Genomic DNA, 15564 nt, shown 5'->3' with positions numbered 1-15564 from the left:
TTCCTTCAACTGCGCTTGCCGATCTTGGCTGCCTTATCGGCATCGTACCACCACACCGTCGGGAATCCCGACACGCCATATTTGGGCAAGGGATCGGGGTGGCTGAAACGATCCCAGCGCGCATAGCGCTGGAAGCCGTAGCTGAATTGCGTCACGCAATAGAAGTTCCAGAGCAGCACGCGGTCCATCGCCTTGCAGGCCGCTATCTGCTCGGTGCGATTCTTGGCGAAGATGATGCGCTCGATCAGCGCATCCACCGCGGGGTTCTTGATCCCGCCCATATTGCGGGCGCCGGGCTTGTCCGCCGCTTGCGAGCCGAACCATTCGCGCTGTTCGTTGCCGGGCGACAGCGACTGCGGCCATACAACGGTCGTCATATCGAAGTCATAGTCACGCGTGCGGTTCTGGTACTGGACGTCATCGACGCGGCGGATATTCACGGTGACGCCGAGTCGCTCCAGCGAGGGCTTGTAGAACAGTGAGATGCGTTCATTGCCCTCGTCGGGACATAGAATCTCGACGCTGACAGGCTGGCCGGAGGGATCGACCAGCTTGCGGTCGCGGACCTCGAACCCGGCCTCCTTCAACAGCCGCGTCGCTTCGCGCAGATTGGTGCGGACGGCTTCGGGGGTACCGTTGACGGGATCCTTGTAGGGCGTCGTGAAAACCTCGGCAGGCACCTTGTCGCGCAGCGGCTCCAGCATTTCCAGTTCGAGGCCCTCGGGAAGCCCGGTCGCCATGAAGTCGGGGATGCCGTCGAAATAGCTGCTGTCGCGATGGTACTCGCCGGTCGACAAGGTCCGGTTCATCTCCTCGAAGTCGAACGCGTAGTTGAAGGCGCGGCGCAGCCGCACGTCCTTGAACAGCGGCCGGCGCAGGTTGAAGGCCCAGCCCTGCATCCGTCCTGAACTCAGGACCGGAAACTTTTCCCTGAGCACCCGCCCGTCATGCACGGCTGCGAAATCATAGGCAACCGACCATTCCTTGGCGCTGCGCTCGGCATACCAGTCGAACTGGTCGGCCTTGAAGGCCTGGCGTCCGACGACGTCGTCGCGGAAGAATTCGTAGCGGAGTTCGTCGAAATTGTCCTGGCCGATGCTGTTGGGCAGATCCTTGGCCCAGTAATCCTTCACCCGCTCGAGCACCAGCGACCGGCCGGCGACAAAGTCCTTGATGCGATAGGGTCCCGACCCCAGCGGCGGCTCCAGCGTGGTTGCCGTCACGTCGCGCTTGCGGCCCTGCGCGTCGGTGCCTTCCCACCAGTGCTTGGGCAACACGTTGAGCTGGCCGGTGATCAGCGGAAGTTCACGATTGCCGGGACTGTCGAAGAAGAACTTGACGTCGTGGTCACCGACTTTCTCGGCCTTGACGATATGCTGGTAATAGAAGCGGGCTCTCGGGCTGCTGTTCTTGGACGTTTCAAACGAAAAAACCACGTCCTCCGGAGTCACCGGCTTGCCGTCATGCCACCGCGCCGCCGGACGCAGGCGATAGATCACATAGGAGAAATCGTCGGGGTAGGCGACGAGTTCGGCCAGTGTGCCGTAATAGCTGTCCGGCTCATCGAGGGCCGGATCCATCAGCGATTGATAGATTCTTGCGACGCCCGAGGGGGCCGATCCCTTCAACCCGGCGACCACGATGTTGAAGCTGTCATACGTGCCAAGCTCGAACAGGCGGGCGACGCCGCCCTTGGGAGCATCCGGATTGACGTAGTCGAAGCGCTTGAAGTCGGCGGGGTACTTGATGTCACCAAAGGTGGAGATTCCGTGCCGCCACTTCAGTCCGTCCGGCGCGGCTTGCGCCAGCGCAAGCGAAGAAACGCCGATGTTGAGCCCGAGCGCGGGGGCCATGGCGGCAGCGGCGGTGCTTTGCAGGAGATGTCGTCGGGTGATTGCCAAGTGCGGAAATCCTGTTGCTTTAAGGGAGCCAGCCAGCACCCAATATAAGGCAAGGGTTCGACCAATAACGTTGCTTTTTCCTCATGATATCAACACGGGAACCAAGCCGGTGCGGCGAAACGTCCCGATAACAACAACGCGATCACCATAGACAAACGGCCAGGCAATGCCTGGCCGTCGTGTCGTGCGCAAGTCCATGCAGGACTGACGAAATATTACTTCGCCGCGGTCGGCAGTGGCTCCGGCTTGTCCGATACTGAGTTCAGGTAGGCGATCACGTCGGCGCGCTCGCTGTCTTTCTGGATGCCGGCAAAGCCCATCGCGGTGCCCGGAACAAAACCCTTGGGATTGGAGATGAACTTGTTGAGGTCGTCAAAGGTCCAGGTGCCGCCCTTGCCCTTCATGGCGGCCGAGAAATTGAACCCGCCGCGGCCTGCGCCCTTCGGCTCGTTGACGACACCATAGAGGTTCGGACCAACGCGGTTGGGGCCGCCCTTTTCGAAGGTGTGACAGGCACCGCACTTCTTGGCAGCGGCGGCGCCCTTCTCGACGGAGGCGGTCTGCAGCAGTTTCTCGATCGGCTCGGAGGGAGCTGCGACTTCCTTGGCTCCTGCGCCGTGAGAGGTGTCTTCCTTCACGGCGATCTCGAAGCCCGGCTTTTCCAGCTTCCCGGGCGTAAAAATCGCATGAGCGGCAAAGCTCGTCACCAGAACGAGAATGCAGGTGCCGAGGAGGGCACCGAGAATCTTGTTGAGTTCGAAGGAGTCCATAGTTGGATCAGGCTCCAGGCCGGGAAGGTCGACTGAAGGCCGGCAAAACGGCCGCGGATGCGCGTCAGGAATCAGCCTTTCGCGCCGCACCCTCAGCACGGTTGAGATATCGGTTTGCCCGGGCTCTGGCAACCCGTATAAACGCCCCGACTTTCCGCCAGTCCCCCATTATTTCCGGCCTGTTCTCAGAGGCCGGCTGACCTCGTTCCGGATGACCGAACCCCGCATTTTGGTGCTGATTCCCGCCCGCATGGCGGCGACCCGCCTGCCCGGCAAACCGCTGCTCGATATCGGCGGCCTGCCGATGATTGTCCACGTGCTGCGGCGGGCCGAGGAGGCCAAAATCGGCCGGGTGGCGGTCGCCACCGACACGCCCGAGATCGCGGCCGCCGTGAAGGCCGCCGGCGGCGAGGTGGTCATGACCCGTGCCGATCATCCCTCCGGCTCCGATCGGATCCATGAGGCGATGCGGACGATCGATCCCGACGGCCGGGCCGAGATTGTGGTCAACCTGCAGGGCGACTTTCCCACGATCACGCCGGACACCATCCGTGCCGCGCTGCCGCCGCTCGACGACCCCGCGGTCGACATTGCGACGCTGGCCTCGCAGATCCATACCGAGGAAGAGGATCGGGCCCCCAGCGTAGTGAAGGCGGTCGGCTCGCCGATCGGCCCGAACCGGCTCCGTGCGCTCTATTTCACCCGTGCCACGGCGCCCCATGGCGACGGCCCCCGCTATCACCACATCGGCCTCTACGCCTACCGCCGCGCCGCGCTGGAACGGTTCGTGGCGCTGCCCCCGTCTCCGCTGGAGCAACAGGAGAAGCTCGAGCAGTTGCGCGCGCTGGAGGCTGGGATGCGGATCGACATCGCCATCGTCGACAGCGTCCCCCGCGGGGTCGACACCCCAGATGACCTCGAAACCGCCCGGCGCATACTGGCAAAAGCCTGACCGGCTGCTAAAAGGCCCGCCATGACCAAAAAACTCAAAATCGCATTCCAGGGCGAGCCTGGCGCCAATTCCCATATCGCCATCGTCGAGGCCTATCCCGACGCCGAGCCGTTGCCGTGCGCGACCTTCGAGGACGCGCTGGCGGCGATCTCCTCGGGCGAGGCCGACCTCGGCATGATCCCGATCGAGAATTCGGTCGCCGGCCGCGTCGCCGATATCCATCATTTGCTGCCGGCCTCCGGCCTGTTCATCGTCGGCGAATGGTTTCTGCCGGTCCGGCATCAGCTGATGGCGGTCCGCGGCGCCAAGCTGACCGACATCAAGACGGTGGAGAGCCACGTCCACGCGCTCGGCCAGTGCCGGCGCATCATCCGCAAGCTCGGCATCAAGCCGATCGTCGCGGCCGATACCGCCGGCAGCGCGCGCGACGTTTCCGAACGCAAGGACAAGAGCGTCGCCGCGATCGCCTCGCGGCTGGCGGCGCAGATCTACGGCCTCGATATCCTGGCCGAGGACGTCGAGGACGAGGCCCACAACACCACCCGCTTCGTGGTGCTGGCGCGCGAGGCGAACTGGGCCAAGCAGGGGTCGGGGCCGCTGGTCACCACTTTTGTTTTCCGGGTGCGCAATTTGCCCGCCGCGCTCTACAAGGCGCTCGGCGGTTTCGCTACCAACGGCGTCAACATGACCAAGCTCGAAAGCTACATGGTCGACGGCGAATTCTCCGCCACGCAGTTTTACGCCGACGTCGACGGCCATCCCGAGGACAAGGGCCTCGCCTTTGCGCTGGAGGAACTAAAATTCTTCTCGCGCGAATTCCGCATCGTTGGCGTCTATCCCGGCCACCCGTTCCGGGAGACGTTCAGCGGGGCGCAGGACTGAGGTGGCCCGTCGTCCCTGCGAACGCAGGGACCCATAGCCACCGAACGCTGTTGCGTTAGAAGGCATTGGAGATACTGCCATATCGATAGATCACGCGGTATGGGTCCCTGCGTTCGCAGGGACGACACCGTTTACGCCGCCGCCTTCTTCCCCAGACCAAATGTATCCGAGAGCAGGCTGTATGACTTCTTGCGCGCGTCGTGGTCGTACACCGCCGTGATGATCATCAACTCATCCGGCCTGCCCGCCGTGATCATCGGTTGCAGCTTCGCCATGATGGTCGCCGGGCTGCCGACGAATAGCCGGGAGCGGTTGCGCGCGACAGAGGCGCGCTCGGCGTCGCTATAATTATAGGCCAACGCTTCATCGACGCTGGGCAGCGGCAGGTATTGTCCGCGGTCGCGGCGCAGGCGGTTGAGGTCCATCGAAGAGGCGAGCTGTTCGGCTTCCGCATCGGTTTCGGCGGCAACGGCCGCGACAGCGAGAATGCCGTGCGGGGTAGCGCGCCAGCCGGACGGCTTGAAATGGTCGCGGTAGGTGGTCATTGCCGCGACCGCGTCATAGGACGCAAAATGATGCGCGAACGCAAAGCCCATGCCGACCTGTGCGGCCAGCTCCGAACTGTAATCGCTCGAGCCGAGCAGCCAGATCGGCGGCAGCGGCGTATCGTCCGGCATCGCCACCACATTGTTATAGGGATGGCCGGCCGGAAAATCGCGGGTCTCCCATAACACCAGTTCACTCAGCCGTTCGAGGAAGTCATCTCCCTCGCGGCGGTCGAGCCGGCTGCGCAGCGCGTGCGCGGTGGCGCCATCCGTGCCGGGCGCGCGGCCGAGGCCGAGATCGATGCGGCCGGGAAACAGCGCTTCCAGCATCTTGAAGCGCTCTGCCACGACCAGCGGCGCATGGTTGGGCAGCATCACGCCGCCGGAGCCGACGCGGATATTCTTCGTCACCGCCGCGATCTGCCCAATCATCAGGTCCGGCGCGGGGCTCGCCACCGAGGCCAGGTTGTGGTGCTCGGCAAGCCAGTACCTGATATAGCCAAGCCCATCGACATGGCGCGCCAGATCGATGCTGTTCTGCAGCGCGTGGGCCGGACGGGTGCCTGTGGTGACGACGGAGAGGTCGAGGACTGAAAGCGGAATCATCTCGGTAAACTAGTGCGGCAAGCGAGGGCGACAAAGGCCCGGTCGGCGCAGAGCAGGCCCGCGCCTGTGGGGAAAGGGAGCCGCGAACCGCGGGCCGTGAGTGGGACGAAATGTGACAAGTGCAATAATTTTCACTAGTACCCACGATTTTTGATGTTGAACTTGGCGGTGACCACTTATTACTACATTGTTTATACTACATAAATTATAAAATTGCTTCTGCCCACCTACATTATACATGGATCTTATTTTTGAGAAGTTTTCCATCTATTGGGCCATTTCCCATCATTGATGGGCTGTCTGGTTGGCCTCGTTTGGCCTATTTTAGCTTACCGCCGCTAGGCCTGACGTCCGCCCATCCTTCCGGAGCTCTGTGAAGTGCCATGACCGAAGTTATTCCCCCTGCTTTCGGCGGCCATCGCGCGCTGCATTCGCCAAAGATTTCCTTCGAGTTCTTTCCGCCCAAGACGGAAGAGATGGAGCGGAGCCTGTGGGAGACCATAAACCGGCTGGCGCCACTCACCCCGAACTTCGTGTCCGTGACCTATGGCGCGGGTGGATCGACCCGCGAGCGCACCCATTCGACCATCGCCCGCATCCTGAAAGAGACCCGCCTGACGCCGGCCGCGCATCTGACCTGCGTCGGCGCGCCGAAGGGCGAGATCGACGACGTGGTGGCGCGCTATCACGAGATCGGCGTCCGCCACATCGTCGCGCTGCGCGGCGATCCGACCACCGGCATCGGCACCGCCTACCATGCCCACCCGGACGGCTATCAGAGCTCGCCCGACCTGATCGAAGGCATCAAGAAGCGTTACCCGGATATCGAAGTCTCGGTTTCCGCCTATCCCGAAAAACATCCGGAGAGCCCGACGCTCGACGCCGATATCGACACGCTGAAGGCCAAGGTCGATGCCGGCGCGGCGCGCGCCATCACGCAGGTGTTCTTCGATAACGACCTCTACTTCCGCTACCTTGACCGCGTCCGCGCCCGCGGCATCGATATCCCGGTGGTGCCCGGCATCATGCCGATGCACAATTTCAAGCAGGCGCGCAGCTTCGTGACCCGCGCGGGCACGACGGTGCCGACCTGGCTGGCGGACAAGTTCGAAGGCCTCGACGACGACGCCGAGACGCGAAAGCTCGTCGCCGCCACCGTTGCAGCCGGCCAGGTGCAAAAGCTCGCCAAGCAGGGCGTCGATACCTTTCACTTCTACACCATGAATCGCGCGGACCTCGTTTTCGCGATCAGCCATTTGCTGGGCATTCGCCCGAACGGCGCACAGAAAGCCGCCTGATCCGATGACCGCAAAGATTTCGCCCAAGCGTACTGCCTTGCTCGCCGCCGCCCGCGAACGCATTCTGGTGCTCGACGGCGCCATGGGCACCATGATCCAGGGCCTGCAGTACGACGAAGCCGCGTTTCGCGGTGAGCGTTTTGCCGATTTCCATCGCGACGTCCGCGGCAACAACGACCTTCTGATCCTCACGCAGCCGCATGCGATCGAGGATATCCACGCGGCTTACTTGCGTGCCGGCGCCGACATCGTCGCCACCAACACGTTCTCCTCGACCTCGATCGCGCAGGCCGACTACGACATGTCGGATCTCGCCTATGAACTGAACCGCGATGGCGCGAAGCTGGCGCGTGCAGCCGCCGAGCGCGTCAGCGCCGAGGACGGCAAGCCGCGTTTCGTTGCCGGCGCATTGGGCCCGACCAACCGGACCGCTTCGATCTCGCCCGACGTTTCCAACCCCGGCTATCGCGCCGTCACGTTCGACGATCTGCGCAAGTCCTATGGCGAGCAGATCAACGGCCTGCTCGACGGCGGCGCCGATCTGCTGCTGGTCGAAACCATTTTTGACACGCTGAACGCCAAGGCCGCGCTCTACGCGATTTCGGAAATCACCGAACAACGCGGCATCGACGTGCCCGTGATGATCTCGGGCACCATCACCGACAGGTCCGGCCGCCTGCTGTCCGGGCAATTGCCGGAAGCGTTCTGGAATTCGGTGCGGCACGCCAAGCCGATCACCATCGGCTTCAACTGCGCGCTCGGCGCCGAAGACCTTCGCGCGCATATCGCCGATATCGGCCGCGTCGCCGATACGCTGGTCTGCGCCTATCCGAATGCCGGCCTGCCCAACGAATTCGGCCAGTACGACGAAACGCCGGAATACATGGCCCGCCTGATCGGCGAATTCGCCGAGGCCGGCCTCGTCAATATCGTCGGCGGCTGCTGCGGCACCACGCCGGACCATATCGCGGCGATTGCAGTGGCTGTCGCCCCGCACCGGCCGCGCGCGGTCCCCACGATCGAGCCACGGCTGCGGCTGTCGGGCCTCGAGCCGTTCGAACTGACGCCGGCGATCCCGTTCGTGAATGTCGGCGAGCGCACCAACGTCACGGGCTCGGCGAAATTCCGCAAGCTGGTCACCGCCGGCGATTACACCGCAGCGTTGGCGGTGGCGCGCGACCAGGTCGAGAACGGCGCCCAGATCATCGACGTCAATATGGACGAGGGCCTGCTCGACTCCGAAGCCGCGATGGTGACCTTCCTCAACCTCGTCGCCGCCGAGCCTGATATCGCCCGCGTGCCCGTGATGGTCGACTCCTCGAAATTCAACGTGATCGAAGCCGGCCTGAAATGCGTTCAGGGCAAGCCTGTGGTGAACTCGATCTCAATGAAGGAGGGCGTGGAGAAATTCATCCACGAGGCCCGGATTGCGCGCCGCCATGGCGCGGCCGTCGTGGTGATGGCGTTCGACGAGGTCGGACAGGCCGATACGTTCGCGCGCAAGACCGAGATCTGCAAGCGCGCTTACGACATTCTCGTCAACGACGTCGGCTTTCCGCCCGAGGACATCATCTTCGATCCGAACATCTTCGCGATCGCGACCGGGCTCGAAGAGCACAATAATTACGGCGTCGACTTCATCGAGGCGACGCGCTGGATCCGCCAGAACCTGCCGCATGCGCATATCTCCGGCGGCGTCTCCAACCTCTCGTTCTCGTTCCGCGGCAACGAGCCAGTGCGCGAAGCCATGCATTCGGTGTTTCTCTATCATGCCATCAAGGCCGGCATGGACATGGGCATCGTCAATGCCGGGCAGATGATCGTCTACGACGACATCGATCCCGAGCTGCGCCAGGTTTGCGAGGACGTCATCCTCAACCGCGACCCCGGCGCGTCCGAGCGGTTGCTGGCGCTCGCCGAAAAATTCCGCGGCAAGGAAAAGCAGACCAAGGAGCAGGATCTCGCCTGGCGCGAATGGCCGGTCGAGAAGCGGCTCTCGCATGCGCTGGTGCACGGCATCACCGAGTTCATCGAAGCGGATACCGAAGCCGTGCGGCTGACGGTCGAGCGGCCGCTGAACGTGATCGAAGGCCCGCTGATGGCCGGCATGAACATCGTCGGCGACCTCTTCGGCGACGGAAAAATGTTCCTGCCGCAGGTGGTGAAGTCGGCGCGCGTGATGAAGCAGGCGGTCGCGTACCTCATGCCCTTCATGGAAGAGGAGAAGGCGCGCAACCTTGCCAATGGCACGGCTACCGACGGCCGCAACGCCGCCGGCAAGATCGTGCTGGCGACTGTGAAGGGCGACGTCCATGATATCGGCAAGAACATCGTCGGCATCGTGCTGCAATGTAACAATTTCGAGGTGATCGACCTCGGCGTCATGGTGCCCGCGAGCAAGATCATCGAAACCGCCAAGGCCGAGGGCGCCGACATTATCGGGCTGTCCGGCCTGATCACGCCCTCGCTCGACGAGATGAGCTTTCTGGCCGGCGAAATGGAGCGGCAGGGCATGAACATGCCGCTGTTGATCGGCGGCGCCACGACCAGCCGCGTCCACACCGCCGTGAAGATCGACCCGAACTACAAGGGCGGGCCGGTGGTGCACGTCAACGACGCCAGCCGCGCCGTCGGCGTGGCATCGTCGCTGCTCTCGCCCGAGCGGCGCGAGGCCTATGCCGCCGACATCCGCGCCGAGTACGCCAAAATTTCGGCAGCGCATTTCCGCGCGCAGGCCGACAAGAAGCGGTTGAAGCTGGCTGACGCCCGCGCCAACGCGGTCAAGGCCGACTTCGCCAAGACGCCGCCGAAGAAGCCGGCATTTCTCGGCATCAGGAGTTTTGACGCTTACGATCTCGCGGAATTGGCCGAATACATCGACTGGACGCCGTTCTTCCAGACCTGGGAACTGACCGGACGCTTTCCGGCCATCCTCGATGATCCCAAGATCGGCGAAGTCGCGCGTTCGCTCTATGACGACGCGCGCAAGATGCTCGATCTCATCGTCAAGGAGAAATGGTTCAAGGCGCGCGCCACCATCGGCTTCTGGCCGGCCAATGCCGATGGCGACGATATCGCCGTCTATGCCGACGACACGCGAAACAAGAAGATCGCGACCTTCCACACGCTGCGCCAGCAACTGGAGAAGCGCGAAGGCCGCTTCAATGCCGCGCTGTCGGATTTCATCGCGCCCGCGTCGTCCGGCGTGCCTGATTATATCGGCGCCTTCGTCGTCACCGCCGGGATCGGCGAGGATGCCGTCGCCGACCGCTTCAAGAACGCCAATGACGATTACTCCTCGATCCTGTGCAAGGCGCTCGCCGACCGCCTCGCGGAAGCCTTCGCGGAACGGATGCATCAGCGCGTCCGCAAGGAATTCTGGGGCTACGCGCCGGACGAGACGCTGGCCGCGGATCAACTCATCCTCGAGCAATATGCCGGCATCCGCCCGGCGCCCGGCTATCCCGCGCAGCCCGATCACACCGAGAAGGCGACGCTGTTTCGCCTGCTCGATGCCGAGAACACCGCCGGCGTGAAGCTGACCGAAAGCTTTGCGATGTGGCCGGGCTCGTCAGTTTCCGGGCTTTATTTCAGCCATCCCGAAAGCTTCTATTTCGGCGTCGGCAAGATCGAGCGCGACCAGGTCGAGGATTATGCCGCGCGCAAGGGCATGACGGTGGCCGAGACCGAACGCTGGCTGGCGCCGGTGCTGAATTATATTCCCTCGCAGGAGGCTGCGAAGACGCCGACGGTCGCGGAGGTCGTTCCGGCCAACGACGTCACCTCACATCCCCCCGGCTGCACTTGCGCCGTGCACCTTGCGTGGCGGAAAAAGGTGGTTGGCGCAGGCTGAACTTTGTTCACCCGCCCCTCGAGGGGGCGGGTCGCTCGCATTGAGCGCAGCGAAATGCGAGACGGGGCGGGGTGACGGTATCTCCGCATCCAACAGTGCCCGAGTTGAGATATCACCCCACCCCGCCGCTTCGCGTCGACCCGCCCCCTCAAGGGGCGGGTAAGAAAGTGGGGCCAGATTGCATCTTCCTTCCCTTCTCCCCTTGTGGGAGAAGGTGGCGCGAAGCGCCGGATGAGGGGTTCTCTCGGCTAGGGTGCTCGCGGACAGAACCCCTCACCCGTCTCAATCGCGCTTCGTACGATTGATCCACCCTCTCCCACAAGGGGAGAGGGGAAGAGAGTGCGGAGTCTCTCATGAAATTCTTCTCGTTCTGGCGATCGCTGGCGAGTTTTCGCGTGCGCATCGCGCTCAATCTCAAAAATGTGCCGGCCGAGGTGATCTTCGTCGACCTCGATGCCAACGCGCATCGCGATGCCGCGTATCGCAAGATCAATCCGCAGATGGCGCTGCCGGCGCTGGTCGAGGATGACGGCTCCACGCTGTTCCAGTCGCTCGCGATCCTCGAATATCTCGACGAGAAATACCCCTCCCCGCCGCTGCTGCCTGCCGATATCAACGGCCGCGCCCGTGTCCGCGCGCTGGCGCTGATGGTCGCCTGCGAGGGCCATCCGCTGCTGGTGCCGCGGGTGCGGCGCTATCTCGATCACGAACTCAATCTGCGCGACACGCAGCAGGCGGCATGGCGGCGACACTGGACGGTGGAAACGCTGGCCGCGCTGGAGGGACATCTGGCTGATCACAAGGACACCGGCAAATTCTGCCATGGCGATGCGCCCACGCTGGCCGATATTTGCATGGTCGGCCACGTCACCGTCGCGGTGACGCAGCAGATCGACCTGAAAATCTATCCGACCGTGAAGCGCATTTTCGAAACTGCGATGGCGCTGCCCGAATTCGCCAAAGCCCATCCGCTGGCACAGCCGGATACGCCAGAGGCGATGCGGAAGAAGTAGGGTGGGCAAAGGCGCTTTTTGCGCCGTGCCACCATCTTTCTTCAATCATGCCGAACGGTGGACACGCTACGCTTTGCCCACCCTACGAAGCCCCCTCACCCCTTCGGCGGCGCCAGCGGCTGCACGATTTCCTGGAACGGCGGCAGCGCCTCGCATCGCTCCGAATGCGCCTTCAGCGCGGGATAGCGCGCGTCGAACAGCGCGGGATGCGCCTCGCCAGTGAAGCGCAGCACACAGGCGACCACGATATCGGCGTGGCCGATCTTCTCGCCGAACCAATACGGCGTCTTGACCGCGGCGCGCTCCTTTTCCAGCATCTCCAGCACGCCGGATATCTGCTTCTTGCAGCGCTTGACCCAAAGATCGAGCTGTTTGTCCTTGCGCAGCACGCGTTCGTAAAGCAGGCTGACGCCCTTGTCGCCGAGGCCCATCGCCAGCGCGCAAATCCGCAAATGCCGCCGCCGCATCTCGCCGCGCGGGGCGATCATCGCTTTCTCGGGGCCAACAAGGTCGTCGAGATAATCCAGGATCATCGCGCTCTCGATCAGCGCCTCGCCATCGTCAAGCACCAGCGTCGGCACCCGCCGCAGCGGATTATAGGGTGCGATCTTGTCGGCATCGCCGAAGGTCGACCACGGCCTGTGCTCGAAGGCGATGCCGTAGAGCCGCATCGCGATGGCGACGCGGCGGACAAAGGGGGAATCGTATTGGCCGATCAGGATCATTTTGTTTTCACCACTCTTCGAGGCGGACGGAATCCTGAGTGTAACGGACTGTCATGCCCCGCGAAAGCGGGGTATCCAGTACGCCGCGGCCTCGCGGTTTATCACCGCTAGCCAGGGAATGCCGGATCACCCGCCGGCGCCTGTCATCGACTGGCGCAGCGCGCCAGCCCGGTGGCGGGTGACGACGACTGAGGAGCCAAACACATGCGACATCTGCCGATCCTGATCGGATTGCTCATCGTCATTTCACATCCGGCCCACGCACAAAGCGGCCCGACCGGCTTCCAGTCCCCGTCCAAAAACATCGCCTGCCAGTATTTCGACTACGACAAGCAGAACACGCTCCGCTGCGACATCAGCGCTATGGAAACCAAGCCGCGGCGGCCGGCCGACTGCGAGCTCGACTTCGGCGGCGCCTTCGAAATGAACGCCAAGGGCCCCGCCGCGCGCATCTGCCACGGCGACACCGTGATGGACCCGCGCCTGCCGGTGCTGGGCTATGGCGAGGTGTGGCAGCGCGGCGGGTTTACGTGCACGTCGGAGCAGACGGGGGTAACGTGCTTCAATGCCGAACGGCGCGGGTTTTCGCTATCGCGGGCGAAGCAAGACATTTTCTAAGTGATACTCGCCGCCGCCTCCAATACAGGTCGTCATACTCCGCGAAGGCGGAGTATCCAGTACGCCGCGGCATCTCGGATCGATCGCAACTGCTCTGGAATACTGGATCCCCGCCTGCGCGGGGATGACGGCGGAGGCTGAGGCCGCTTTGGTGCATCACTCAATCACCGGCACATGCCTCGCCACATCACGCGGCACCGTTCCATCGAGCCGCGGATCGTTGACCACCTCGACCTGCCGCCGGAATGGACGAAAGCCCGAGCGCTGGTAGAAAGCGAGCGCGGCGGGATGATCGAAGGTGCAGGTGTGCAGCCAGAGGCGATCGATCGGATGCGACCATGCGATCTCCAGCGCGCGGGTCATCAGCCAGCGACCGGCGCCGGTGCCGACAAGCTTTTCGGTGAGCCCGAAAGAAACGATTTCGCATTGCCCGGGCTCGCGAAAATCCATCTCGAGCAGGCCTTCGTCGCGTCCCTCATGCGCCAGTGCGTAGATCTCCATCGGCGGGGATTGAATGATCGCGGCCAATTCCGAGTCGGGCATCCGTATCCGCGAGATCCACAGCCATGGCCGGCCGACACGGCCATAGAGATCGCGATACCAGTCGAGCGCGGGAACATCGGCCTGGCGTAGCGTCCACGCGCCGGCGGAATCGGGGCGCGGCGCGGGGCGCGCGGTCATCTCCAGATGCGTGACGACGGCGGCGATCTTGCCGGCGGGAACGTCGGAATAGCCGTCGGGCAGGATCATCGTGCGCTTTCTCTCTACCGTCATAGCCGGGCTTTTCCCGGCCATCCACGTTTATCCGTTGAGAGGGAATAAGTAAGGCGTGGATCGCCGGGTCAAGCCCGGCGATAACGGGTGGGACTATCCCTCCCCCTCATCGCTCGCCAGCACGCCCTTCACCGCCCTCGCCCAGCCCGCGAGCTTCCGCTCCCTTGTCGCTGCACTCATCGCCGGCTTGAAGCGGTGCTCCAGCCGCCAGTTATCGGCGAACTTTGCCGGCTCGGGATAGACGCCGGCCTGTAGCCCGGCGAGATAGGCAGCGCCGAGCGCGGTGGTTTCCTGAATCATCGGACGATCGACGGGGGCGTCGAGCAGGTCGGCGAGGCGCTGCATGGTCCAGTCGGAAGCGGTCATGCCGCCGTCGACGCGGAGCACGTTGGCGGCTTTCTCGCCCGGCCAGTCGGCGCGCATCGCTGCGCGGAGGTCGAACGTCTGATAGCAGACGCTTTCCAGCGCGGCGTGCGCCAGTTCGGCCGGACCGGTGTTGCGGGTGAGGCCGAACAGTGCGCCGCGGACGCGGGGATTCCAGTAGGGAGCGCCGAGGCCGACGAACGCCGGCACCAGGTAGACGCTCTGCATGGAATCGGATTTGTCGGCGAGCGGGCCGGTTTCGGACGCCTGCTTGATGATGCCGAGCCCATCGCGCAGCCATTGCACGGCGCTGCCAGCGACGAAGATCGAGCCTTCGAGCGCGTAGGTGCGTTTGCCGTTCAATTGATAGGCGATGGTGGTGAGCAGCTTGTTCTTCGAAGCGACCGGCGTCGTGCCGGTATTGAGCAGCGCAAAACAGCCGGTGCCGTAGGTCGACTTGATCATGCCAGGCGTGAAGCAGGCCTGGCCGATGGTCGCGGCCTGCTGGTCGCCGGCGATGCCTGAAATCGCGATGGAACCACCGAACAGATCGGCGTCGCTGTCGCCGAATTTGGCGGAGGAATCTTTTACCTCAGGCAGCATCGAGCGCGGCACGCGCAGGAGTTTCAAGAGCTCATCGTCCCACTCGCCGGTGTGGATGTTGAACAGCAGCGTGCGCGAGGCATTGGTAGCGTCGGTCGCGTGCACACGGCCCGCGGTCAGCCGCCACAAGAGATAGCAATCGACGGTGCCGAACATCAGCTCGCCGCGGCCGGCGCGTTCGCGCGCGCCCGGCACGTGGTCGAGGATCCAGGCGACCTTGGTGCCGGAGAAATAGGGGTCGATGATCAGGCCGGTTTTGGCGGAAATCGCCGGCTCGTGGCCTTCGCTCTTCAATTTGGCGCAGATGTCAGCGGTGCGGCGGTCCTGCCAGACGATGGCGCGGTGCACGGCCTGACCCGTTGCGCGGTCCCACACGACCGTGGTCTCGCGCTGGTTCGTGATACCGATCGCGGCAATGTCCTTTGCCTTCAGGCCGGCCTTTTCCAGCGCCTCGCGGCAGACCGCGACCGTCGAGGTCCAGATGTCCTCGGGCTCGTGCTCGACCCAGCCCGAGGCCGGGAAATGCTGCGGGAATTCCTGCTGCGCGGTGGCGGCGATGGAGATGTCGCTGCGGAATACGATGGCGCGTGAGGACGTGGTGCCCTGATCGATGGCCAGCACAAAGGACATGACGCTGCTTCCCTGGGAGGTTTTGGTTGCG

The 15564-nt window shown here is 63.6% G+C and carries 12 protein-coding genes; 6 read left to right on the top strand and 6 right to left on the bottom strand.

From position 1 onward, the window contains the following. Positions 1–5: 5 nt before the first annotated feature. Together ACPPVP_RS05505 and ACPPVP_RS05500 are read right to left on the bottom strand one after the other, a co-directional pair. Complete coding sequence (locus ACPPVP_RS05505; RefSeq protein WP_426532040.1) at positions 6–1901, bottom strand: extracellular solute-binding protein; 1896 nt, start codon at positions 1899–1901, stop codon at positions 6–8. Positions 1902–2116: 215 nt separating this feature from the next. Continuing rightward, positions 2117–2671 (bottom strand): c-type cytochrome, encoded by a 555-nt coding sequence (locus tag ACPPVP_RS05500; RefSeq protein WP_426532038.1) that lies wholly within the window; start codon positions 2669–2671, stop codon positions 2117–2119. A gap of 211 nt (positions 2672–2882) precedes the next feature. On the opposite strand from ACPPVP_RS05500, the gene ACPPVP_RS05495 reads away from it, so the two are divergent. Further along, positions 2883–3623 carry a 3-deoxy-manno-octulosonate cytidylyltransferase gene (locus ACPPVP_RS05495; RefSeq protein ID WP_426532036.1) on the top strand — a complete coding sequence of 247 codons (741 nt, stop codon included), beginning with the start codon at positions 2883–2885 and terminating at the stop codon, positions 3621–3623. Between the two features lie 21 nt (positions 3624–3644). Further along, positions 3645–4505 carry a prephenate dehydratase gene (locus ACPPVP_RS05490; protein ID WP_426532035.1) on the top strand — a complete coding sequence of 287 codons (861 nt, stop codon included), beginning with the start codon at positions 3645–3647 and terminating at the stop codon, positions 4503–4505. 131 nt (positions 4506–4636) lie between these two features. On the opposite strand, the gene ACPPVP_RS05485 is transcribed toward ACPPVP_RS05490, so the two are convergent. After that, positions 4637–5656 (bottom strand): LLM class flavin-dependent oxidoreductase, encoded by a 1020-nt coding sequence (locus tag ACPPVP_RS05485; RefSeq protein WP_426532033.1) that lies wholly within the window; start codon positions 5654–5656, stop codon positions 4637–4639. A 383-nt stretch (positions 5657–6039) separates the two neighbouring features. On the opposite strand from ACPPVP_RS05485, the gene metF reads away from it, so the two are divergent. The 3 genes from metF (at position 6040) to maiA (ending at position 11820) form a co-directional block, all read left to right on the top strand. Then, the gene (metF, locus tag ACPPVP_RS05480) at positions 6040–6954 is read left to right on the top strand and encodes a methylenetetrahydrofolate reductase [NAD(P)H] (protein ID WP_426532031.1); all 915 of its coding nucleotides are present in this window, start codon (positions 6040–6042) and stop codon (positions 6952–6954) included. 4 nt (positions 6955–6958) lie between these two features. Next, complete coding sequence (gene metH, locus ACPPVP_RS05475) at positions 6959–10807, top strand: methionine synthase (RefSeq protein ID WP_426532029.1); 3849 nt, start codon at positions 6959–6961, stop codon at positions 10805–10807. A gap of 353 nt (positions 10808–11160) precedes the next feature. Then, positions 11161–11820, top strand: a complete 660-nt coding sequence (gene maiA / locus ACPPVP_RS05470) for a maleylacetoacetate isomerase (protein WP_426532026.1) — start codon at positions 11161–11163, stop codon at positions 11818–11820. Between the two features lie 95 nt (positions 11821–11915). Here the strand turns inward: maiA and ACPPVP_RS05465 are convergent, their stop codons facing one another. After that, positions 11916–12545 (bottom strand): glutathione S-transferase family protein, encoded by a 630-nt coding sequence (locus tag ACPPVP_RS05465; protein ID WP_426532023.1) that lies wholly within the window; start codon positions 12543–12545, stop codon positions 11916–11918. 204 nt (positions 12546–12749) lie between these two features. Between ACPPVP_RS05465 and ACPPVP_RS05460 the strand changes: the two genes are divergently transcribed. After that, positions 12750–13163, top strand: a complete 414-nt coding sequence (locus ACPPVP_RS05460; protein ID WP_426532021.1) for a DUF6636 domain-containing protein — start codon at positions 12750–12752, stop codon at positions 13161–13163. Between the two features lie 156 nt (positions 13164–13319). Here ACPPVP_RS05460 and ACPPVP_RS05455 read toward each other — a convergent pair whose 3' ends face one another. Beyond that, a complete protein-coding gene (locus ACPPVP_RS05455) occupies positions 13320–13913 on the bottom strand; it encodes a GNAT family N-acetyltransferase (RefSeq protein WP_426537680.1) in 594 nt (197 codons plus the stop codon). A gap of 117 nt (positions 13914–14030) precedes the next feature. Next, a complete protein-coding gene (glpK, locus tag ACPPVP_RS05450; RefSeq protein WP_426532019.1) occupies positions 14031–15533 on the bottom strand; it encodes a glycerol kinase GlpK in 1503 nt (500 codons plus the stop codon). Between the last annotated feature and the right edge of the window lie 31 nt (positions 15534–15564).

The sequence above is a fragment of the Bradyrhizobium sp. McL0615 genome (assembly GCF_049993905.1).
In the GTDB taxonomy this organism is placed as follows: Bacteria; Pseudomonadota; Alphaproteobacteria; order Rhizobiales; family Xanthobacteraceae; genus Bradyrhizobium.
This window is presented reverse-complemented; position numbering and strand designations above follow the sequence as displayed.

Coding starts and splice junctions, on each gene's coding strand:
- ACPPVP_RS05495 (WP_426532036.1), top strand. CDS start 2,883: ATGACCGAACCCCGCATTTTGGTGCTGATTCCCGCCCGCATGGCGGCG.
- metH (WP_426532029.1), top strand. CDS start 6,959: ATGACCGCAAAGATTTCGCCCAAGCGTACTGCCTTGCTCGCCGCCGCC.
- ACPPVP_RS05465 (WP_426532023.1), bottom strand. CDS start 12,545: ATGATCCTGATCGGCCAATACGATTCCCCCTTTGTCCGCCGCGTCGCC.
- ACPPVP_RS05490 (WP_426532035.1), top strand. CDS start 3,645: ATGACCAAAAAACTCAAAATCGCATTCCAGGGCGAGCCTGGCGCCAAT.
- ACPPVP_RS05500 (WP_426532038.1), bottom strand. CDS start 2,671: ATGGACTCCTTCGAACTCAACAAGATTCTCGGTGCCCTCCTCGGCACC.
- ACPPVP_RS05460 (WP_426532021.1), top strand. CDS start 12,750: ATGCGACATCTGCCGATCCTGATCGGATTGCTCATCGTCATTTCACAT.
- maiA (WP_426532026.1), top strand. CDS start 11,161: ATGAAATTCTTCTCGTTCTGGCGATCGCTGGCGAGTTTTCGCGTGCGC.
- glpK (WP_426532019.1), bottom strand. CDS start 15,533: ATGTCCTTTGTGCTGGCCATCGATCAGGGCACCACGTCCTCACGCGCC.
- ACPPVP_RS05455 (WP_426537680.1), bottom strand. CDS start 13,913: ATGATCCTGCCCGACGGCTATTCCGACGTTCCCGCCGGCAAGATCGCC.
- metF (WP_426532031.1), top strand. CDS start 6,040: ATGACCGAAGTTATTCCCCCTGCTTTCGGCGGCCATCGCGCGCTGCAT.
- ACPPVP_RS05485 (WP_426532033.1), bottom strand. CDS start 5,656: ATGATTCCGCTTTCAGTCCTCGACCTCTCCGTCGTCACCACAGGCACC.